This window comes from Ruegeria sp. AL11 (assembly GCF_056540865.1).
The window spans coordinates 81,263-99,411 of the sequence record NZ_JBQFXO010000006.1 but is presented as its reverse complement, the minus strand read 5'-3'; the positions used below and the strand labels follow the sequence as shown (position 1 = coordinate 99,411).

Below are 18,149 nucleotides of genomic sequence, written 5' to 3'. Positions count from 1 at the left end.
GTGTTCTGCAGCGCATCAAAGGTGGTCAACTAGCGGGCACCTGTAGAAAACTTGATAGCCACCGGGTTTGCACCTTTTGCGCGCAGTTCTGCTACATGCTCACCGGGTTTGAGTGCGTCGACCCAGGCATCCAGATCTTTCGCGACCTTTTTACCGTCCAGATACCATTCAACAGATTTTACTGCGGTTCGCCCTGTGAATGTGCCCCAGAGGTGTAGCGGTCTGTCTGCGCGCACCACCTGACCCTCTAAAGGATGAATTATGGCAAGCTCGGGCGGCGCCACGGGCAGTTTGACTGGCTTGGTGTCGGCCGTCGCGGTGGAATAGCCGTCATGCGCCAGAACCCTGATCCTGACTTTGTCGGCTGGGATGATGGCTGGGTCGATCTCAACAGAGTTGCCTGTCACGCCAACCGTCAGGCCGTTCCAGCGTTCGCCATCAGCGGACCATTGCAGCCAGATATCAGGGGCATAACCTCGTTTGGCTCCATTCATTTTCCAGGAAACCTTTAGACCAGATTTGCCAATACTGGCTTCGGCCGATGCTACTTGGATGGGCCGCACCGGGCGTTTGCGTTCCCATAGGGTCGTATCACCCTGGCAAATTCGAATTGCAGTTCCGAGGTCGACATCACCCATTGCCGCAATGAAATTGTAAGGCGGTTCAGCCGGATCCTTCTTGCTGCCCTCGCCGCAACCGCAGCCATCACCATTGGCGTCGTGCGTATCCATAGTGAAGACGGGCGCAGATGAGATCACCTCGTCATTGTCTCCGAGCAATTGGATGACAAGATCAGTGCGCGCGCCAGACATCCTTAGGGGCCGCGTTGGAACCCGTACGAGGCTTGCGACCGATGCTTGCATGTCTTTGTCAACCGCTCCGACAATCGTCACGAATGGACGTATCTGGTCTTGCCTGTCAACTTCCATAGCACCTGCCCCCGTCGCATTGCCGCCAGAGACGCCGGTTGCCAGTGCGACAGGGTCAAATTCGGCACGGTTCAGCATGTAGTTATGCGTAAAGATCGAAACCCAACGCGGGCCGCAATAGCCCATCAGATCCTCGCTGTTGGCCGGTCGGTGTATGGTCCCGTCATTTGTGTCGAGACCGTATTCACCGATGCTCGCATCTGAATAGACTGTATTGCCGCTGGAATTGGTTGTTGTCATGCCGGTATCATAGGGTTCGTACAGCGGATAGTTTGCATTCGGTGTGCCAACCGCACCGCATGGGGCGTGCGGCAAGCCCGCCTGATGGCCCAATTCATGCGCCAACGTAACCGGATTGTTGGACAGGCCGGCACCGTTGCCACCGCTGGCGCATCCTGTATTGCCATGCGAGCGTGGGATCGCCGCATTCACCAAACCATAGTAAAGCCAGTCGCCCTGATTGCCGTCGTTCGTGCGCGCATTGGCCACGAAATTCAGGATAGGCGTCCAGTTGGGATCGCATCCGCCCGCCGGGAACATATTGTTTGTCAGCCCCTGTGTTGTGGTTTGACTGTCGATGATCCGCACGTTGGGTGTACTGCCCACCGGGAAGACCCGAAGCGCAAAACTGGTGTCCGCGGCCACCTGCGCTGCGTTGGGTGCTGGCAACGTAATATTCGCTCCGCCACCCATTGGCGGGCCTTGATAGCCGATGGTGACGGCTGCAACGCGCAACTCTTGCTCAAGGTCGACATCGACGAGCTGTTGGGCTTTATCACTACCGCCATAGCAATCATCCGGCGAAGAGACGGTGATCGAAAGACGCAATAGCCCTGTCATAACACTGGCCGGGATGATGAAGTTCAGAGTCGCGTCGATATCGCGCCGCTCTGCGTCATAGCTGGAGAAACTGTCCTGGGCCGTCATCGGGGCATTGAACGGCGGAATATTGGCCACCGAGGACCAAACTCCGCCAACCCGGCGTTCCACTTGAAGTGTGCCGCCGACATTGCCGAGCTGCCCGTTGTCGAAACTCGGATCCTGCCCGCTGCGCAAGTATGTCCGCACCCAGGCCGATTTATTGGCCACCAGTTGCAACGAGTTGTCTGGGCCGCGATCAGCCGGATCCGTCAGATGCTGGGCGGCACGGTAATACTGGATCGCCTGCGTTACCTCTATCCCGTCAATGGACAGGTCCGGTGGGTTCTGGAAGACAAGGTCCAGACCCTGACTGACGGTAGCTGGTTTGCATTGCCCAGTCGCGACGATTTCCACACGTACCTTAGTCGTCTCATTGAAATCGGTTTGATCAAAGTCCCAACGCCCCAGATCAGGGGCTGGTGCAATCTGTGCAATGACAGCACCGGTTTCGGTGTTCACGATGCGAACTATCACGGTGTCTGCGGCACAGGCTTTCCAGCGGATTTTGAGGACTTCTCCAGGCAACAGACAGTCGTCATTTTGATGCCCTTTGACAATGAACTTGAGGATATCAGCGCTTGTGCCTTCGAACTCAGCCAACATCTTTCCGCTTATGCGGTAGTCCAGAAAACGATCACAGACGTTGATGGTCTGAGCAAGCGGGATGATCGTCAATCCGCACCCCGCACTGGTGGGCACGACCACGCAGATGCGTTTGTCCGACCACGAGGTCGGCTCCACGATCGGGCCGGGATTCATCGTTCCATGCTGAGTGAACTGCACTTTCCCAGCAATATCGCCGAAGCCGCATCCGCAAATAGCGACAGTATCACCGGGGCAAGCACGCTGTGGGTTGATCTCGGTCACGGTGTAACAGTCGATACTGCACCAGTTCCGATAGGCATCTGTGATGCAATCCAAAATGGGCTGACGGACACAGAGGTGGCAGCAAGTCACCTGACCGCAGTGGGTCTGATCGGTGCAGATACACAGCACGTATTCCAATAAATCAATAAAGTGCCGCTCTGAATGAAGCTTTTTGCAGATCAGGTTGACGGCTGCTTCGTGTAGCGCGGTTAACACTTGGAAACGACATAGTTGCTCCAACAACGCACCGACATATTTGACCATTGTTGGTCTGTGGCCGCAGGACACATGCATGGCGGCGAAAACCATCAGGCTCACGTCTTCGTCGGCGATCAGGGATTTTCCCGTCGGACAGACATGGTCGGAACAGCAGGTCGATTTGTGTTTGGATTTGACCGGTTTGCAGTCGTCGTCATTGCAGTCTTCGTCAAAAATGTCCTGCAACACGCTGCCAGCATCCTCGCCGGACGCGCCGTTGCAGCCGCAACCCATTGGCGACGTGGCGCAAAGGGCATTGAGCACATCCACAAATCGCCCCTTGGCAGCAATATTTCCCTTCAGAACATGCCATGCGTCATCAAGCGCATTGCCGAAGATCGCAAGCGTTGGGCGAACGCACTCAAAGAGGTCAACGCGCTTTCGCTGCAACCGACCAGCATCGGCAAGCTCAAGCGCTTCCTCTATGTCATGCAAGATACTGTCTGGCAAAAACGGCTTGTCGGGTGCAGCCCAGCTTAATGGGCGGTTCAGGTGGCAGATGAGCTCTTCTGCCGGAACGGTAACATCGAAATTGATGCCTTCGCTACAGGAACAATCTTCTACCTTGAGCCGGGCCTTGTGAATGCGCGTTCCATCACGATCGCGCAGCTTCATCCGAAGTTCCATGGGGCCTTCGCATTTGCAATACTCAGGGATTTTCGACGGATCTACTGTGAGCACAAATCGGCCATCAGCGGCCGTCAATACACACCCCAAGTCGATCTTACAGTCATCTCGCTTATGCCAGGCGTTGCCAAAAACGGCGCGAATCTTGACCAGTAGTCCGTGTACAGGTTGGCCGTTTTCCTTCTGAGTGACACGACCGAAAACAAATTGAAAGTGACTAGGCATAGCTGAAACAAGCCTCCGATTTAAATATGAACTTCTGCTGATTTCACTTGGGAATTGCGCCAAAAAGGACGCTTTGCACCAATTGCGACCAAGTGTGATATGCAAATTTCAAATAGGGTTAATGTTAATAAAATATGCTATTATTCTGCGCCAAAATCCCCAAAATGTCAATCAGATGCCGCCCCCGGCGGCGCTCTGGGCGGCATTTGGAGCCGTGGGCACGGCACCCCTTCTGAACGGTGACAGATGTGGAATGTCGCTCAGCTCTAAGGTGAAGGTCACGTTTTTGGGGCAATTATACCGCGTATGCGGCCCAAAACACCGACGGCCCTTTGCGGCAGTTCGTCCAACATTCAAGTTTCTGCGGCGGCAGGCGCAACAACAGACATTAGTGCGAGGGCGTGAACTATGAGCAGGCAATGACCTGGGCGCGGACTAAGCCGAGGATCGACTATTTCGCTCTTACACCGCTTTGTATTCTGGAAGTTTGGACAAGGCAGACTTCAAGGCGTCGCCCCAACCTTCCGATATCGTTCGAAAGTACTGATCGTCACTCTCAAACCTGGACCTCGTGCCAGCTTCAAGACTATCTTCATCGTAAAGCAGTAGATCCAACGGTGCCCCGACAGACAAGTTCGCCTTGATCGTGGAATCGAAACTGACGAGCAAGAGTTTCACGGTCTCTGGAAAGCTCATTTCGGGATCGTAGGCCCGCACCAGAATTGGGCGGCCGTATTTTGTCTCTCCGATCTGAAAGAATGGGGTGTCGTCGCCTGCCTCGATAAAGTTGCCTTCGGGGTAGATCAGGAACAATCGAGACGGTCCGCCCTTAATCTGCCCACCCAGAATGAGCGTCGCGTGAAAGGCGCTGTCGGCTTGTTGTCCAGACCGGGCGTGCTCTTCGATGACATCGTTCAGCGTAGCCGCGACCAGTTGCGCGACCTGAAACATTGTCGGCGCTTCCAGGATCGAGGGAGAACGATCTTCCGGGGCCTTAGTGCGCTCCTCAAGCAGGCTTACTGTGGCCTGAGTGGTCGCCAGATTGCCTGCGGTCAACAGAGTGATCGACCGCTCACCTTCCACCGTCCAGTTGAACATCTTGTTGAAGGTCGAAATGTTGTCGACGCCCGCGTTCGTCCGCGTATCGGACATGAACACCAGTCCGCGGTTCAGCCGCATGCCCACAGCATAGGTCATTAAGTTCTCCGTTACTGCTGTGCGACTTGCAACTGTACTGTCAATTGCTCGCCCGCTGTCCCAATTCTGTTCCCTATTACCGGCGCAGCTTGGGCATAGTCCAGACCGGTTGCGACGCGTACATAACGATGATCAGGCGAGATCCCGTTGGAAACGTCAAATCCCACCCATCCCAGCCCGTCCAAATGCACTTCGGCCCAGGCATGGGTCGCGTCCTGCAGCTCGGTTTCGTTCATCATCAGGTAACCCGAAACATAGCGCGCCGGCAGTCCGATCTGACGAGCGCAGGTAATGAAGATATGCGCATGGTCCTGGCACACGCCGCACCCAGCCGTGAGGGCCTCTTCAGCACTCCAGCCTGGGTGCGAACTTCCCACTTTATAGGTGACCCGAGATCGAATTTTTTCGGACAAGGCGTGCATCTGCTGAAGCGGCTCGCCTTCGGGCAGCGCGCCGATCACATCAGCAACCCCTTTTCCTGGCGTTGTCTGAGGCGTGCTCCGTTTGAAAAGCCATAGCGGTGTCGACCCTTCGTGGCGTCCCAGGACACCATGTGTGTCTTCCACCTCCACAACGCCTTCGGATATCAAAGAAATGCTTTGGGTATTTGCTTCGAAACTGATCAATTCCACAGTGTTTCGGTGGTAGTCTTCAAAGCTCAGCTCTTTGATCCCTCCGATGACTTCGGTGCTCCAGCTTTCAATGGTCTGGTTGCGAAATGACTTTGGCGTTTTCCTAAGCTGCTGCAGTCCAAAGGGGACCGGCGCGTCGAAATCGTATCGTGTCTTATGGCGAATATGGAGTTTCATGGGCTACTCATAGAACCGGTAGTCAATCTCGATCTGACGACTTAAGCTGCCGAGATCTTTCAGAAAATCCTGAATGTATTCATGCAGCCCCAACTCAAAGATATCGGATATTTTCCGGTCCAGATATTTCTCGTACAGTGCATTTGATGTGGCGCATGACGGCCCCGCAAAGCCATAGTCTTTCTTCAGGTAGGACAGGTTTTCTTGAATCTTTCTACAACAAAAGTGAAGACTGCGGGGCATCCGCTCATCCAAGATCAAAAACTCAGCAATGTCAGACGGTCTTGTTTTCTGACCGTGTGTCATCCGATAGCCGCCACCAGCACCGACGGAACGAAGGATGCTTTCCCACTGGATGTTGTCCAGGGACGAGCCGACTGAGAACGCCGTGGGCAATAGAACGTAGTACTTCACGTCCAAGATGCGCCCCGTGTTGTCGGCCCGTTCGACAAAAGTGCCGATGCGAGTGAAATCGAAGATATCATTGCGCAGCATGGTACCCAAAGTGGCGCCACGGACCAGTGCGGCCTGGTGACGAATAAGCTCCAACATGGCGGGCAAATCGCGCTCATTCACACGGCGCTTCATCGCCTCGTCAATTTGCATCCAACTTGCGTTTACCGCGCTCCAAACATCGTGGGTCAGTGCGGTTCGAACAAGGCGTGCGTTGTTCCTTGCCTGTTTGATGACCGACTTGATCGAGGATGGGTTGTCGGCATCGCGCAACACCCAATCCACAGCGTTGTCTTTTGAAATGTCATCGTACTTGGCGTGGTATCCATCCAAAACACCAGCCGTTTTCAGTACAGAGCCCCATTCTTCGGCAGAGTTCTTGGAACGGGTCAATGCCATCCTCTGACCTGTTTCAAGCAGCCTCGCCGTGTTTTCCGCCCGTTCGAGGTAACGGGACATCCAGAACAACCCGCCAGCAGTTTTTCCCAGCATGGTCAGTCCTCCAGAACCCAGGTGTCTTTGGTCCCGCCGCCCTGACTTGAGTTCACGACGAGCGACCCTTTCTTCAGCGCCACGCGTGTCAAACCGCCGGGCGTGATATTAACCCCATCTGGAGACACCAAAACAAAGGGGCGCAGATCAACGTGCCTGGGTGCGAGCCCCGAGCGCGCGAAAATTGGAACCGTTGAAAGCGACAGAGTCGGCTGAGCTATATAGTTCCCGGGTCTCTTCTTCAGCTTTTCACGGAAAGCTGAAATCTCTTTCTTGCTGGCCGTAGGGCCAATCAACATACCGTAACCGCCAGACCCATGTACTTCCTTGACCACGAGGTCGGACAGGTTGTCCAGCACGTAGGACAGAGACTCTGGATCGCTGCAACGCCAGGTGGGTACATTTTGAAGCAGAGGTTTTTCGCCCGTGTAGAATTCAACGATTTCAGGCATGTAGGAGTAGATTGCCTTATCATCCGCAATTCCTGTGCCCGGAGCGTTCGCAATAGTGATGCCCCCCGCGCGGTAGACATCCAGGATGCCAGGAACGCCCAGCGCGCTATCAGGGTTGAAATTCAGCGGGTCTAAGAAATCGTCATCGACCCGTCGATACAGTACGTCGATAGGCTTGTAGCCGCGTGTAGTGCGCATACAAACGCGGCCGTCGACCACCCTCAGATCGTGTCCTTCGACCAACTCCACTGCCATCTGATCCGCAAGAAACGCATGTTCGTAGTAGGCTGAGTTGTAGATACCGGGGGTCAAAACCGCGACCGTGGGTTCTCCCTCTGCACAAGCCGGTGCGCAGGCTGCAAGAGACCGCCTCAAATTTCGCGGGTAGTCGGAAACATTTCGTACATTTGTGGCGCTGAAGAGCTCGGGGAACATCTTCAGCATCGTTTCCCGGTTTTCCAGCATATAGCTGACACCGGATGGCGTACGCGCGTTGTCCTCAAGCACAAAGAACTCATCTGGTCCGGTTCGCACCAGGTCAACACCGACGATATGCGTATAAACCTGACCGGGCGGCGAGACACCGAGCATCTGCGGCAGGAACGCTTCGTTTCCGGCGATCATCTCGGCCGGTACACGTCCGGCCCTTACGATTTCTTGGCGGTGATAGATGTCGTGAAGAAAGGCATTGATTGCCCGCACCCTTTGTTCGATGCCGCGTTCCAGCCGCTGCCACTCTCGTGCGGAAATGACGCGCGGCACGATATCAAACGGTATCAACCGTTCCTCTGCTTCCGCTTTTCCGTAGACATTAAAGGTTATGCCCGTCAGCCTGAAGACTTCCTCAGCCTCGCGCTGCTTAGCTCTTAGCCGTGATACATCTTCCGCATCAAACCAACGACCGATCTCTTCGTATGGACCTCTGAGTGATCCATCGCTGTTGAACATTTCATCAAAATACTCACTCATGCGAGGAGTTTGACGATCAATTCGGGGTTTTCAAGTCATTCGGTCCTTTTTGGTAAGCACTTCTGAAAGAAACGCCTATTTTTCAAGCGAGTTGGTGCATCCACCAATTTGAACAATGCCGCTGGTTTTCTAGTTCGAATTCATGCGGCTTTGTTGCACAAATCGAGGAGAAGGCTTGCTCCCCCTTTCCTCTGACAGACTTATCCTTCGGGCTCTTTGACGAATGCGAGACCCTTTTGAATCAAACACATGATCAGCGAACATTTGGCTGGATTTCGATCCCGCGACTGATACCTTGCCCTCGCATCGGTTTTTAGCTGCACAACATATGTACGAAAAGTCTATTGGAGCACACTTTTGGTCATTCCTTTTCACGTTCGGGAAATGCTTCAACGCATTAAAGCGCGATTTGACGCCGATCAGATACCCCAGCAGATGGCGCCAAGCGATGCGGAGTTTTCAACACTGCGCCCCTCCCGCAAGCCGACCAAAGAGATGCTCGAACGCTTTTGGGGCAAGTTGAAACCCACAGCCAGCGCAGACGATCAAGCACAGATCGCGGATCCGGCGACCATCGAAGACGCCGAAATCTACGGTGCAAATATCGAGAATTTCATCGGGACGGTTAAGCTGCCTGTCGGGGTTATTGGCCCCTTGCGCTTAAACGGGATGAACGCAAATGGCGATTTCCATGTCCCCCTCGCGACCACCGAGGCCGCGCTGGTCGCGTCTTACGCCCGGGGCGCTTACGCCGCCACCCGTTCAGGCGGTGTCAGCACTGCCGTTCTGTACGAAGGTGTGCTCCGTACACCAGCCTTTGTATTTGAGAGCCTGCTAAAGGCTGGGCAATTCGTTGATTGGGTGGTGACAAATATCGATATGCTCAAATCTGCGGCTGAAGCGACGACCCGTCATGGCAAGCTTGTCTCACTGGAGCCGTTCATTGACACCAACGTCGTTTTCCTGATTTGCCGATATACCACAGGGGATGCGGCGGGTCAGAACATGGTTACCATCGCCACCGACGCTTTGTGCCATACCGTCGCAGATAGCTGCCCTGTCGCGATTGAAAACTGGTATGTCGAAGGTAATTTCTCGGGCGACAAAAAGGCCTCTGCTTTAGGGTTGGTGACGGGGCGCGGGCGCAAGGTCAGCGCTTCAGTCACGCTTCCAGCTGAGATTGTCGAGAAGACGCTGGGAACCACGGTCGAGGCCATGCTGGACTATGGGCGCGTCGCCAATCTGGGGGCACACTTATCCGGCCAGTTTGGCGCGCAGGCACATTATGCAAACGGGCTGGCGGCGTTCTATATTGCAACCGGACAGGACGCGGCCTGCGTTGCCGAAAGCGCAATGGGCGTCACGCGCATGGAACCTAGAGGCGACGATCTGTTCTGCTCGGTGACACTTCCTAACATCCTTGTCGGCTCGGTCGGTGGCGGGACCGGTTTGCCCAGCCAGACAGCGGCGCTGAATATACTTGGTCTCAAAGGCAACGGATGTGGCACGGCTTTGGCCGAGGTGGCCGCAGCCACATGCCTGTGCGGCGAAATCTCCATCGTCGCCGCGATCGCAGCGGGCCATTTCACCCGCGCCCATGAAAGCCTGGCCCGCCACAGATGAGCATTCAGAACCGATTCTGGATTTACCAGTCCGAGCGTTTTCCGCTGAAGAAAACCGTCCCTCTGCTGCTGGTGTTTTCCTCGGCCAGCATTTGTGTGTCTGCCCGTCTGGCCGACCGGCCACTGCCCGAGTGGCCCGCCTTTGCCGCTGGCTTTGTATTGGCCATGGCGTTGTTCTTCCAGATGCGGGTCTGCGATGAGTTCAAGGACGCCGAGGATGACCGGCGGTACCGGCCCGACAGGCCGATCCCACGCGGATTGGTCTCACCCGGCGAAGTCCTGAGCTTGGGATTGCTGACAATCCCCCTGGCACTTGCTGCGGCATGGCTATGGCACCCTCCCGTTTTGTGGCTGTTGGGTGCGGTCTGGATCTGGCTCGCGGCGATGACGGTTGAATTCGGCGTTCCGGTCTGGCTGAAGGCCCGACCAGTTCTGTACCTGCTCAGCCATATGGCAATCATGCCCTTGATTGACCTGTTGCTGACCGGTCTCGAGTGGCAGCCAGCAGGTGGGGCAGCATCCTCATTATGGCTGTTTCTGGCACTGTCCTTTGTGAACGGCTGCGTTCTAGAGATCGGGCGCAAATTATGGGCGCCGGAAAACGAAATCACCGGGGTCGATACCTATTCAGGCCTTTGGGGGCCGCGTCTGGCTGGGCGTATCTGGATCGGCTGCGTCCTGGTATCCTACGCCCTACTTGTTGGCACAGGCAGCGCCACCGGAGTCGGCTGGCCAACCGCCCTGATCGGCGCGCTGGCGCTGGTGCCCTGCGGAATTGCCGCCCTCCGCTACACTCAGGCGCCCACCGCAAAAGCCCAAAACAGGATGGACACGGTATCCGGCCTATGGGTGTTCTTCTGCTATGCTACGGCTGGTTTTCTACCCTTCCTAATCGGAGCTGTTGCATGAGGTTCATCGTCACCCAAACGGATGCCACCGATGTCTCGATTGTCGGGGGGAAAGCAGCGGCCCTTTTGCATCTGGCGCAGCACGGGTTTTCCCCGCCTGCGTTCTTCGTCATCACCAACGATGCATTTCGCATGGGGCAATCAGGACCCATCGCGCAAAAGGGCCTGAAATCGGCTGTGACCGCCGCGCTTGAAACGCTCGGACCCGGACCTTACGCGGTGCGCAGTTCCGGCCGGTCCGAAGATGGTGTGGACCACAGCCATGCAGGACAGTTCGAAACGGTCCTGAAAGTTCCCGGCAAAGATGTGATCGCAGCGGCCAAGCAGGTCTGGCGATCCGGTTTCTCAGCCACGATTGAGACTTATCGGGCGGTCAAATCCGGCGGTGAGGCCGAAGCCCCTGCGATCATCGTGCAATGCATGATCGATGCAAAAGCGGCCGGTGTAGCCTTTTCCGCCGATCCGGTCAGTGGTCGGCGCAATGTGGTCGTGATCTCGGCCATTGACGGGCTTGCAGAGCAGCTTGTGTCAGGCGAAGCGGACGGAGAAGACTGGGTCATTGGTTTGGATGGCACACCAGAAAACACTCTGGACACGCCCGCGCATTTGACCCTGCCCGAGGCACAATCCATTGCAGCCCTCGCCCGAAAGGCCGAGGCGCTGTTCGGTTCCCCTCAGGACATCGAATGGGCGATCGATGCGCAAGGGCTGCATATTCTGCAGGCCCGACCGATCACCACGACCCTGCGCCCGGCGCCGCTTGCAGATCAGACCCTGACCATTTTCGACAATTCCAATATCGTCGAAAGCTATCCGGGGATTGTCAGTCCGCTGACTTATTCCTTTGCCCTGCATGTGTATTCTCAGGTGTATCGCGCATTCGTTAGGCTGTTGGGCGTGACCCGGCATACGGTTGCCCGAAACCCAACAGTGTTTGACAACTTACTCGGACGGGTGGACGGGCGCGCCTATTACAACCTGATCAACTGGTATCGCGCGCTGGCGCTTCTGCCCGGGTTTTCGTTAAACCGCGACTACATGGAAACGATGATGGGCGTTTCTGAACCGATGCCGCGAGAGGTTACCGATGCTCTTGCCCCGCCGTCCACCACCGGCTGGCGCAAACTTGTGGACTACGCGAAACTGGCAAAAGTTGCGGGCGGCTTGGTCTGGCAGGCCATCCGACTGCCACGGACTCGGCGTGATTTTTATCGCAGGCTGAACGATATCTTGCAGGCGGGGCTGGATGTGGATGCTTCGAATGCGACCGAACTGGCCGCCGAATATCGCCGCATTGAAAGCACCCTGCTGGATCGGTGGGATGCCCCGCTGATCAACGATTTTCTATGCATGATTGCCTTTGGTGGCTCGCGCAACCTGGTGCAAAAGTGGCTGGGCGAGGATGGGTTGACCCTGCACAATGACCTCATGATCGGGCAAGGCGATATCGTTTCAGCGGAACCCGCGCAACGCATTGCCAGGATGGGAGAGTTGGTCCGGCAGGCAGGTCTTGCCGAGCCGCTAAAGGCCAGTGCGCATCTGTCGGTTTTGTCCGGATACCCCCAGATCGAAGACGAGGTTGAAGCATATCTTGAGAAGTTCGGCGACCGGTGTACGGAGGAACTCAAACTGGAAAGTGTTTCGCTGCGCGAAGACCCGACCAGCCTGCTGCTGGCGATTGCAGCCAGCGCCGAACGTCCGCCGTCCGTGCGTCAGGAAGGCGCTGAGCCGGACTGGAAGGCGGTGTTTCCGTCAAACCCTCTCAAACGGCAATTGGCCAAATGGATATTGGGCTGGACCAAGGCGCGCGTGCGCGACCGGGAAAACCTGCGCTTTGAGCGCACGCGTATCTTCGGCTACGCCCGGCGTGTGTTTTTAGGCATCGGTCGGGAATTCGCCGCCCGCGACCTGCTGTCCTCACCTAAGGATATTTTCTTCCTGACTACGCATGAAGTTCTCGGAGCGGTTGAGGGCTACAGCTTGTCACCCGACCTGAAAGGCATCGTTGCAAGGCGCAAACGCGAGGATGACGCCTCCTCCCGACGCTCCGACCCGCCCGAACGTATCGAAATCCGCGGGCCCGCCATCGCGCCGGTCTGGTCCGAAAACAAGGAAACCGAGGTAGACACAGCACGAGTAAAACACGGCACGGGCTGTTCTGCGGGGCAGATCAAGGCGCACGCGCGTGTGATCCGCGACCCACGCACCGAAGCCCTGAACCCCGGAGACATTCTGGTCGCCCGCCACACCGACCCGGGCTGGATTGCCGTGTTCTCGAACGCCTCCGCCATCGTCGTTGAACGAGGGTCGCTGTTGTCACATTCGGCCATTGTCGCGCGCGAGTTGGGCATCCCTTGCGTTGTCGGCCTGAAAGGCGCCACGCACTGGATTGAAGATGGCGAGATGATCCGTGTAGACGGGGCAAGCGGCGCAGTGGAGCGGTGCGATGGGTAGCAGCGAGATCGAGACAAAAGCGGATTTCGACCATATCCGCTATGCCCAACTGTGGGAGGACGCAGATGTCCTAACCTCAGCCTTGGGTGAGTGTGCGGGCAAGACGCTGGTGTCCATCTGCTCGGCCGGGGACAATGCGCTGGCGATGCTGACACTCGATCCTGCGCGCGTTATGGTTTTGGACCTGTCACCGGCGCAGATTGCCTGCCTCAGGCTTCGGATCGCGGCCTATCAGGTTCTGAACCATCCCGAATTCATCGAACTCACAGGTTCGCGCGCAAGTACGCGACGGGGTGCCCTGCTGAACCGGGTTTTAGAGGCCACCGATGCTGAGACGCGCGCCTTCTGGAAGGCGCTGACCCCGGAGGTTGAAAAACATGGTATCGGCGGTGTCGGCAAGTTCGAGCGCTATTTTCGCATCTTTCGAACCTGGCTGTTGCCGCTCGTCCATTCTCGCCGCACCATTGAAGCAGTGTTCACCCCCCGCTCGCCGACAGAGCGCCAGACCTTTTTCGACACACGGTTCAACACGGTTCGATGGCGGCTTTTGCTGAACCTCTTCTTCTCGCGTTTCGTCATGGGACGCATGGGTCGGGACAGTGCGTTCTTCGACCATGTCGAGGGCAGCCCCGCCCAACATGTCGCCCGCCGTATTCGTCATGCTGGGGTCACCACCGATCCCTCACGAAATCCCTATTTGCAGTGGATTCTCAAAGGCGATCACGGAACCGCGCTGCCGATGGCCTGGCGGCGCGAACACTATGAGACGATCCGATCCCGGTTGGATCGACTGGACATCCGCCTCGGATCGTTGGAGGCTTTTGTCTCAACCGGTGAGAAAGCAAGCGGCTTCAACCTGTCCGACATCTTTGAATACATGTCGCCGGAGACCTTCTCGCAGGTCTACGGCTCTATCCTGACCGCCGCCGAGCCAAACGCCCGGTTGGTCTATTGGAACATGATGGCACCCCGGCGGGTTCCGCCGGAATACAGGGAGCGGGTAGACACCTTGACCGACATCGAAACGCAACAGAAGGCCCGCGACATGGCATTCTTCTATTCCGATTTCGTCGTCGAAGAGGTTCAGCCGTGACGGTTCTTGGGCAGATCCTGTTGGCGGCGGGGTCCGTGGTCGCCTTGATCGGCGTCATGATGGTCATACGGTATCTGGCCAAAACGGCGGGGTTGAGTGCCGAAGTACAGCGCAAACTTATGCATGTCAGTACCGGCCTCTTTGCACTGCTTTTACCTTGGCTCTTTCCCGATCGTTGGCCGGTTTACATGCTGATTGCAGCCACAATCCTAGTGATGCTGGTGCTCCGCCTTCCGCGCTTTTCATCGGGTCTGGGCGCGACTCTGCATGGGGTAGAGCGTACGTCCTACGGTGACTTTCTGCTCGCCTTGTCGGTTGGGCTTTGCTTCCTGCTGGCTGGGGAAAACACACTGTTCTACATCCTGCCGATTGCTGTTCTGACACTGGCGGATGCCGCTGCTGCGCTGGCCGGAACTACCTATGGAACCAAACGCTACGTGGTGGAGGATGGCGACAAGAGCTTGGAAGGCTCAGTCGTGTTTTTTGTCGTAACGCTGTTGGTCGCGATCATCTGCTTCTTGTTCATGTCGAGCCTCCCACCGTCCAACATCATGATGTTGTGCCTTATGGTGGCGGGTTTTGGCACGTTGGTCGAAGCGCAAAGTTGGCGCGGTTTTGACAACCTGTTCCTGCCGCTTGGCTTGTTGATTTTTCTGAACGGCCACTACCACAGCTCTTTGGCGGAGCTCGCCCTGTTGGCTGCCCTGTTCTTTGCCGCCCTTGCCAGTTTCGGCGTGGTGGGAACCAAACTGGGCCTGACCAAACATGCGACCCGTGTTTATGTTGTTGCAGTTTTTTTGCTGCTAGCCGCCGCAAAATTGCAAAATACGGTGCTGCCGATCATAGTTCTTGCTGCGCATGGGTGGGCGCGCACTGCTTCTCCTTGTGACAGCAAGTACCCCGATCTGGATATCATCGCCGCCTTGGGTCTTTTGGGGTTTGGTTGGCTTGCGATGGGTCATGCAACAGGATGGGATGCGATTTCCTTTTTTGGGCTAAGTGCAATGGGGCTGGCCATGGGGCATATTGCGGTGGCGCTGCGTTCCAGCCCAATCGCGATACCGCTTGCTGCAGCTGTTTTGTTCGCCGTACGGGCTTGGGTTGTTTCCCAGAATTCCGAACAATCAAACTGGGCCGAGCCTCTGGCGGCTTTGGCACTGTTTTCACTCTTTCTTACAGCCGCAGTGCCGTTGGCTCGACCACAATGGTTCGAAAAAGACAGAGTGTTTAGACTCACGCTGTTGGCCCTGACCCTGCCCTTGTTTTACTACCTTTGGAGCGTTGTTGGATCGCTTGGCGTAGGGGTTATTTCATGACCAAAGAGACCATCAAAACAGCGCATGCAAAACTGACCGTCTACCTGAACGGCCCGAACTGGGAGGGTGCGCCGACAGCAACTTTCGGTGAATTTTCCTGTAAAACGCCTGAGGCTGGTGACGAGATTCTGCGCGAGGGGATCGAGCGGGTGCAAGATGCGGGCCTCGACCGTATTATTGGGCCGATGTCGGGCGATACATGGCACAGCTACCGGTTCGTCTCGGACAGCGACGGGTCCGCTCCGTTCCTTATGGAGCCCACCAACAAACCGCATGAGCTCGAGGTGTTCCGGTCTGTAGGTTTCGCAGAGATCAGTCGGTATTTCTCGGCCCGTGTAGCGCTGCAGGCCGCTGCTGCGACCGCACCGTCGGATAGCGGCCGCTTCGTGGTGGAGGCCTGGGACGGAACAGACCCCGAGGCCCTCTTTCGTCAGGTCTTTGAACTCTCAACGCGGGCGTTCTCAAACAACGCGTTCTACAAGCCGATATCTGAAGCGGATTTTCTGGCCATGTACATGCCGGTCGTGCCGATGATGAAGCGCGACCTGATCCTGTTTGCGCGCCGCCAAGACGGGACATTGGCCGGATTTCTGTTTGGCATTCCAAACTATGCAGAAGGCCCCAATCCAACTTCCGCAATCCTAAAGACCTATGCCAGTCTCGAACCCGGGGCCGGTCGACATTTGGCACACAAGTTTCACAAGACGGCATTCAGCATGGGGTACGACACGGCAATTCATGCGCTGATCCATGATGACAACACCTCGGCGGACCGCAGCGCCGCCGAAGGTGCGACGATTTTTCGGCGCTATACCCTGCTTGGACGCAAGCTGAATGGCTGACCTGTTGTCCCATTTCGCCGCTGCGGTCGAGCAGGTTCCGAACCAGACCGCCATCGTGGACGGCAAAGGGCGCCAGATCAATTTTCAGGCCCTACACAAACGCGTTCAGCAATTGGCGGGTCGGTGGCAGGGCAAGGACATCCAACCGGGGGATCGTGTGCTGTTGGCAATGCCGGTCAACGCTGACCTCTATGCCAGCCTGGCCGCCCTGTGGTCCCTTGGCGCTACCGTAGTCTTGCCGGAGCCAGCCATGGGACTGGCCGGTCTGCGCCATGCCATTCGGACAACAAACCCAAAAGTGTTCTGCGCGGCGGGCGCGTATTCTTTGCTGAAGTTTCTGGTTCCCAGCCTTTGGACCCTTCCCGTCCTCACGCCCGGAGAAAGCCACATCACCCCGAAAATGCACAAGGTGCAGCCGGATGATATCGCCCTAATCTCCTTCACCTCCGGCACAACAGGTCAGCCCAAAGCCATTCCCCGCTCGCATGCGTTTCTGATGGCTCAGCACGCTGCCATCGCACCCCTCCTCCACAGCAACATGGCCGAGCGTGATCTGGTCGCCTTTCCGGTGTTCACCCTGATCAATCTGGCGGCCGGGCGCACAAGTGTCTTACCTAATTGGAAGCTTAGCAAACTGGACCGCGTATCACCCACGCAGTTGGAACGGTTGATTCAGGCGCAGAAAGTAACCCGCGCCCTGATCCCGCCATCACTGTGCGAAAAGCTAGTTCGATCCGAGGACACGGGGCCTTTATATGCGGTGTTCACCGGCGGTGGCCCGGTGTTTCCAAACCTGGTGGAGACATTGAGAAGTCGGCACAGGCTGTCAGTTGTGTGCGTCTACGGCTCGACCGAAGCTGAACCAATCGCGCATCTCAATGCCCTCGACATCTCGGAAGAGGATTACCGCGACATGGCTTCTGGAAAGGGGCTGCTCGTGGGCTATCCGGTCCCTGACATCACGCTCCGCATTCGCGACAACGAGATTCAGGTCGCCGGCGCACATGTGAATGAAGGGTATTTGGACCCGCGTCACTCACAACAAAACAAAATCAAGGAAGGTGACATTGTTTGGCACCGGACTGGTGACGCGGGCACGCTGGATGATGACGGACGTTTGTGGCTTTGGGGGCGTATCGGATCCGAAATTGAAGTCGCCTCAGGTACGCTTTTCCCCTTTGCGATCGAAGTCGCGGCCCAGCAATGGCCGGGCGTGGATCGATGCGCTTTTATCACAACGAAAGTAGGCCCCACACTCTGCGTCCAAGGAACACAAAAGTACCTCGAGGATTGGAAGCGTTCTGCGCTTGGGTTTGGCGTTCCCGATGTGGTTTCGATTGAGAGCATCCCCATGGACAAGCGCCATGCCTCCAAAGTCGATCGCGCGAAACTGGAAAGCAGCCTGACAACTTAGGCACGATACGGCTCAACAATCGCCAAAGCTCCATACCTGAACGGCTCCTTCGCCTTGCTGGATGACGCATTCTTATCCGCATTTAAAGAAACATCGAATACGAGGCCTCTACTTCCTGGGTCGTTTCGGCCGACTAGAGCCCTTGTTGAGGAACCGAACCCATCAAGCACGGGGAGCGTATGAGACGCCGTTCGGTGGGGCAGATCAAGCGCGGCGATTGGATAGACGGCGAAGCCGTCGAGACCCATCATGCCGGGCCAGGCACCCAGCAGGTTTATCGAAAGAGTGCGCATGTTTCCCG

At 56.6% G+C, this 18,149-nt stretch carries 12 protein-coding genes; 7 read left to right on the top strand and 5 right to left on the bottom strand.

The window, feature by feature from the left end; genetic code table 11:
* Nucleotides 1-29: 29 nt before the first annotated feature.
* From ACR0IP_RS11285 to ACR0IP_RS11265, 5 genes are all read right to left on the bottom strand, one after another.
* Complete coding sequence (locus ACR0IP_RS11285) at nucleotides 30-3,590, bottom strand: hypothetical protein (RefSeq protein WP_480525578.1); 3,561 nt, start codon at nucleotides 3,588-3,590, stop codon at nucleotides 30-32.
* Between the two features lie 699 nt (nucleotides 3,591-4,289).
* Nucleotides 4,290-5,024, bottom strand: a complete 735-nt coding sequence (locus ACR0IP_RS11280; protein WP_170375812.1) for a proteasome-type protease — start codon at nucleotides 5,022-5,024, stop codon at nucleotides 4,290-4,292.
* Nucleotides 5,025-5,035: 11 nt separating this feature from the next.
* Nucleotides 5,036-5,833 (bottom strand): transglutaminase-like domain-containing protein, encoded by a 798-nt coding sequence (locus ACR0IP_RS11275; protein ID WP_170375815.1) that lies wholly within the window; start codon nucleotides 5,831-5,833, stop codon nucleotides 5,036-5,038.
* Between the two features lie 3 nt (nucleotides 5,834-5,836).
* Nucleotides 5,837-6,778 (bottom strand): alpha-E domain-containing protein, encoded by a 942-nt coding sequence (locus ACR0IP_RS11270; RefSeq protein WP_480525575.1) that lies wholly within the window; start codon nucleotides 6,776-6,778, stop codon nucleotides 5,837-5,839.
* Nucleotides 6,779-6,780: 2 nt separating this feature from the next.
* Nucleotides 6,781-8,199 (bottom strand): circularly permuted type 2 ATP-grasp protein, encoded by a 1,419-nt coding sequence (locus tag ACR0IP_RS11265; protein WP_170638005.1) that lies wholly within the window; start codon nucleotides 8,197-8,199, stop codon nucleotides 6,781-6,783.
* 384 nt (nucleotides 8,200-8,583) lie between these two features.
* Between ACR0IP_RS11265 and ACR0IP_RS11260 the strand changes: the two genes are divergently transcribed.
* Genes ACR0IP_RS11260 through ACR0IP_RS11230 form a run of 7 tightly spaced genes read left to right on the top strand, consistent with a single transcriptional unit; the run spans nucleotide 8,584 to nucleotide 17,848 of the window.
* Nucleotides 8,584-9,822: a hydroxymethylglutaryl-CoA reductase gene (locus ACR0IP_RS11260; protein WP_480525573.1), complete on the top strand. Its 1,239-nt coding sequence runs from the start codon at nucleotides 8,584-8,586 to the stop codon at nucleotides 9,820-9,822.
* Nucleotides 9,819-10,730, top strand: a complete 912-nt coding sequence (locus ACR0IP_RS11255; RefSeq protein WP_170660584.1) for a UbiA family prenyltransferase — start codon at nucleotides 9,819-9,821, stop codon at nucleotides 10,728-10,730. Before ACR0IP_RS11260 ends, ACR0IP_RS11255 begins: the two co-directional genes overlap by 4 nt.
* Nucleotides 10,727-13,183 (top strand): PEP/pyruvate-binding domain-containing protein, encoded by a 2,457-nt coding sequence (locus tag ACR0IP_RS11250; RefSeq protein ID WP_480525571.1) that lies wholly within the window; start codon nucleotides 10,727-10,729, stop codon nucleotides 13,181-13,183. The genes ACR0IP_RS11255 and ACR0IP_RS11250 overlap by 4 nt, the downstream gene beginning before the upstream one ends.
* Entirely contained in the window at nucleotides 13,176-14,276 is a 1,101-nt protein-coding gene (locus ACR0IP_RS11245) for a BtaA family protein (RefSeq protein WP_480525569.1), read from the top strand. Before ACR0IP_RS11250 ends, ACR0IP_RS11245 begins: the two co-directional genes overlap by 8 nt.
* On the top strand, nucleotides 14,273-15,592 hold the full coding sequence (locus ACR0IP_RS11240; RefSeq protein ID WP_480525567.1) for a hypothetical protein: 1,320 nt from the start codon (nucleotides 14,273-14,275) through the stop codon (nucleotides 15,590-15,592). Before ACR0IP_RS11245 ends, ACR0IP_RS11240 begins: the two co-directional genes overlap by 4 nt.
* A complete protein-coding gene (locus tag ACR0IP_RS11235; RefSeq protein ID WP_480525566.1) occupies nucleotides 15,589-16,434 on the top strand; it encodes a hypothetical protein in 846 nt (281 codons plus the stop codon). Before ACR0IP_RS11240 ends, ACR0IP_RS11235 begins: the two co-directional genes overlap by 4 nt.
* Nucleotides 16,427-17,848: an AMP-binding protein gene (locus ACR0IP_RS11230; RefSeq protein WP_480525564.1), complete on the top strand. Its 1,422-nt coding sequence runs from the start codon at nucleotides 16,427-16,429 to the stop codon at nucleotides 17,846-17,848. Before ACR0IP_RS11235 ends, ACR0IP_RS11230 begins: the two co-directional genes overlap by 8 nt.
* Nucleotides 17,849-18,149: the final 301 nt, after the last annotated feature.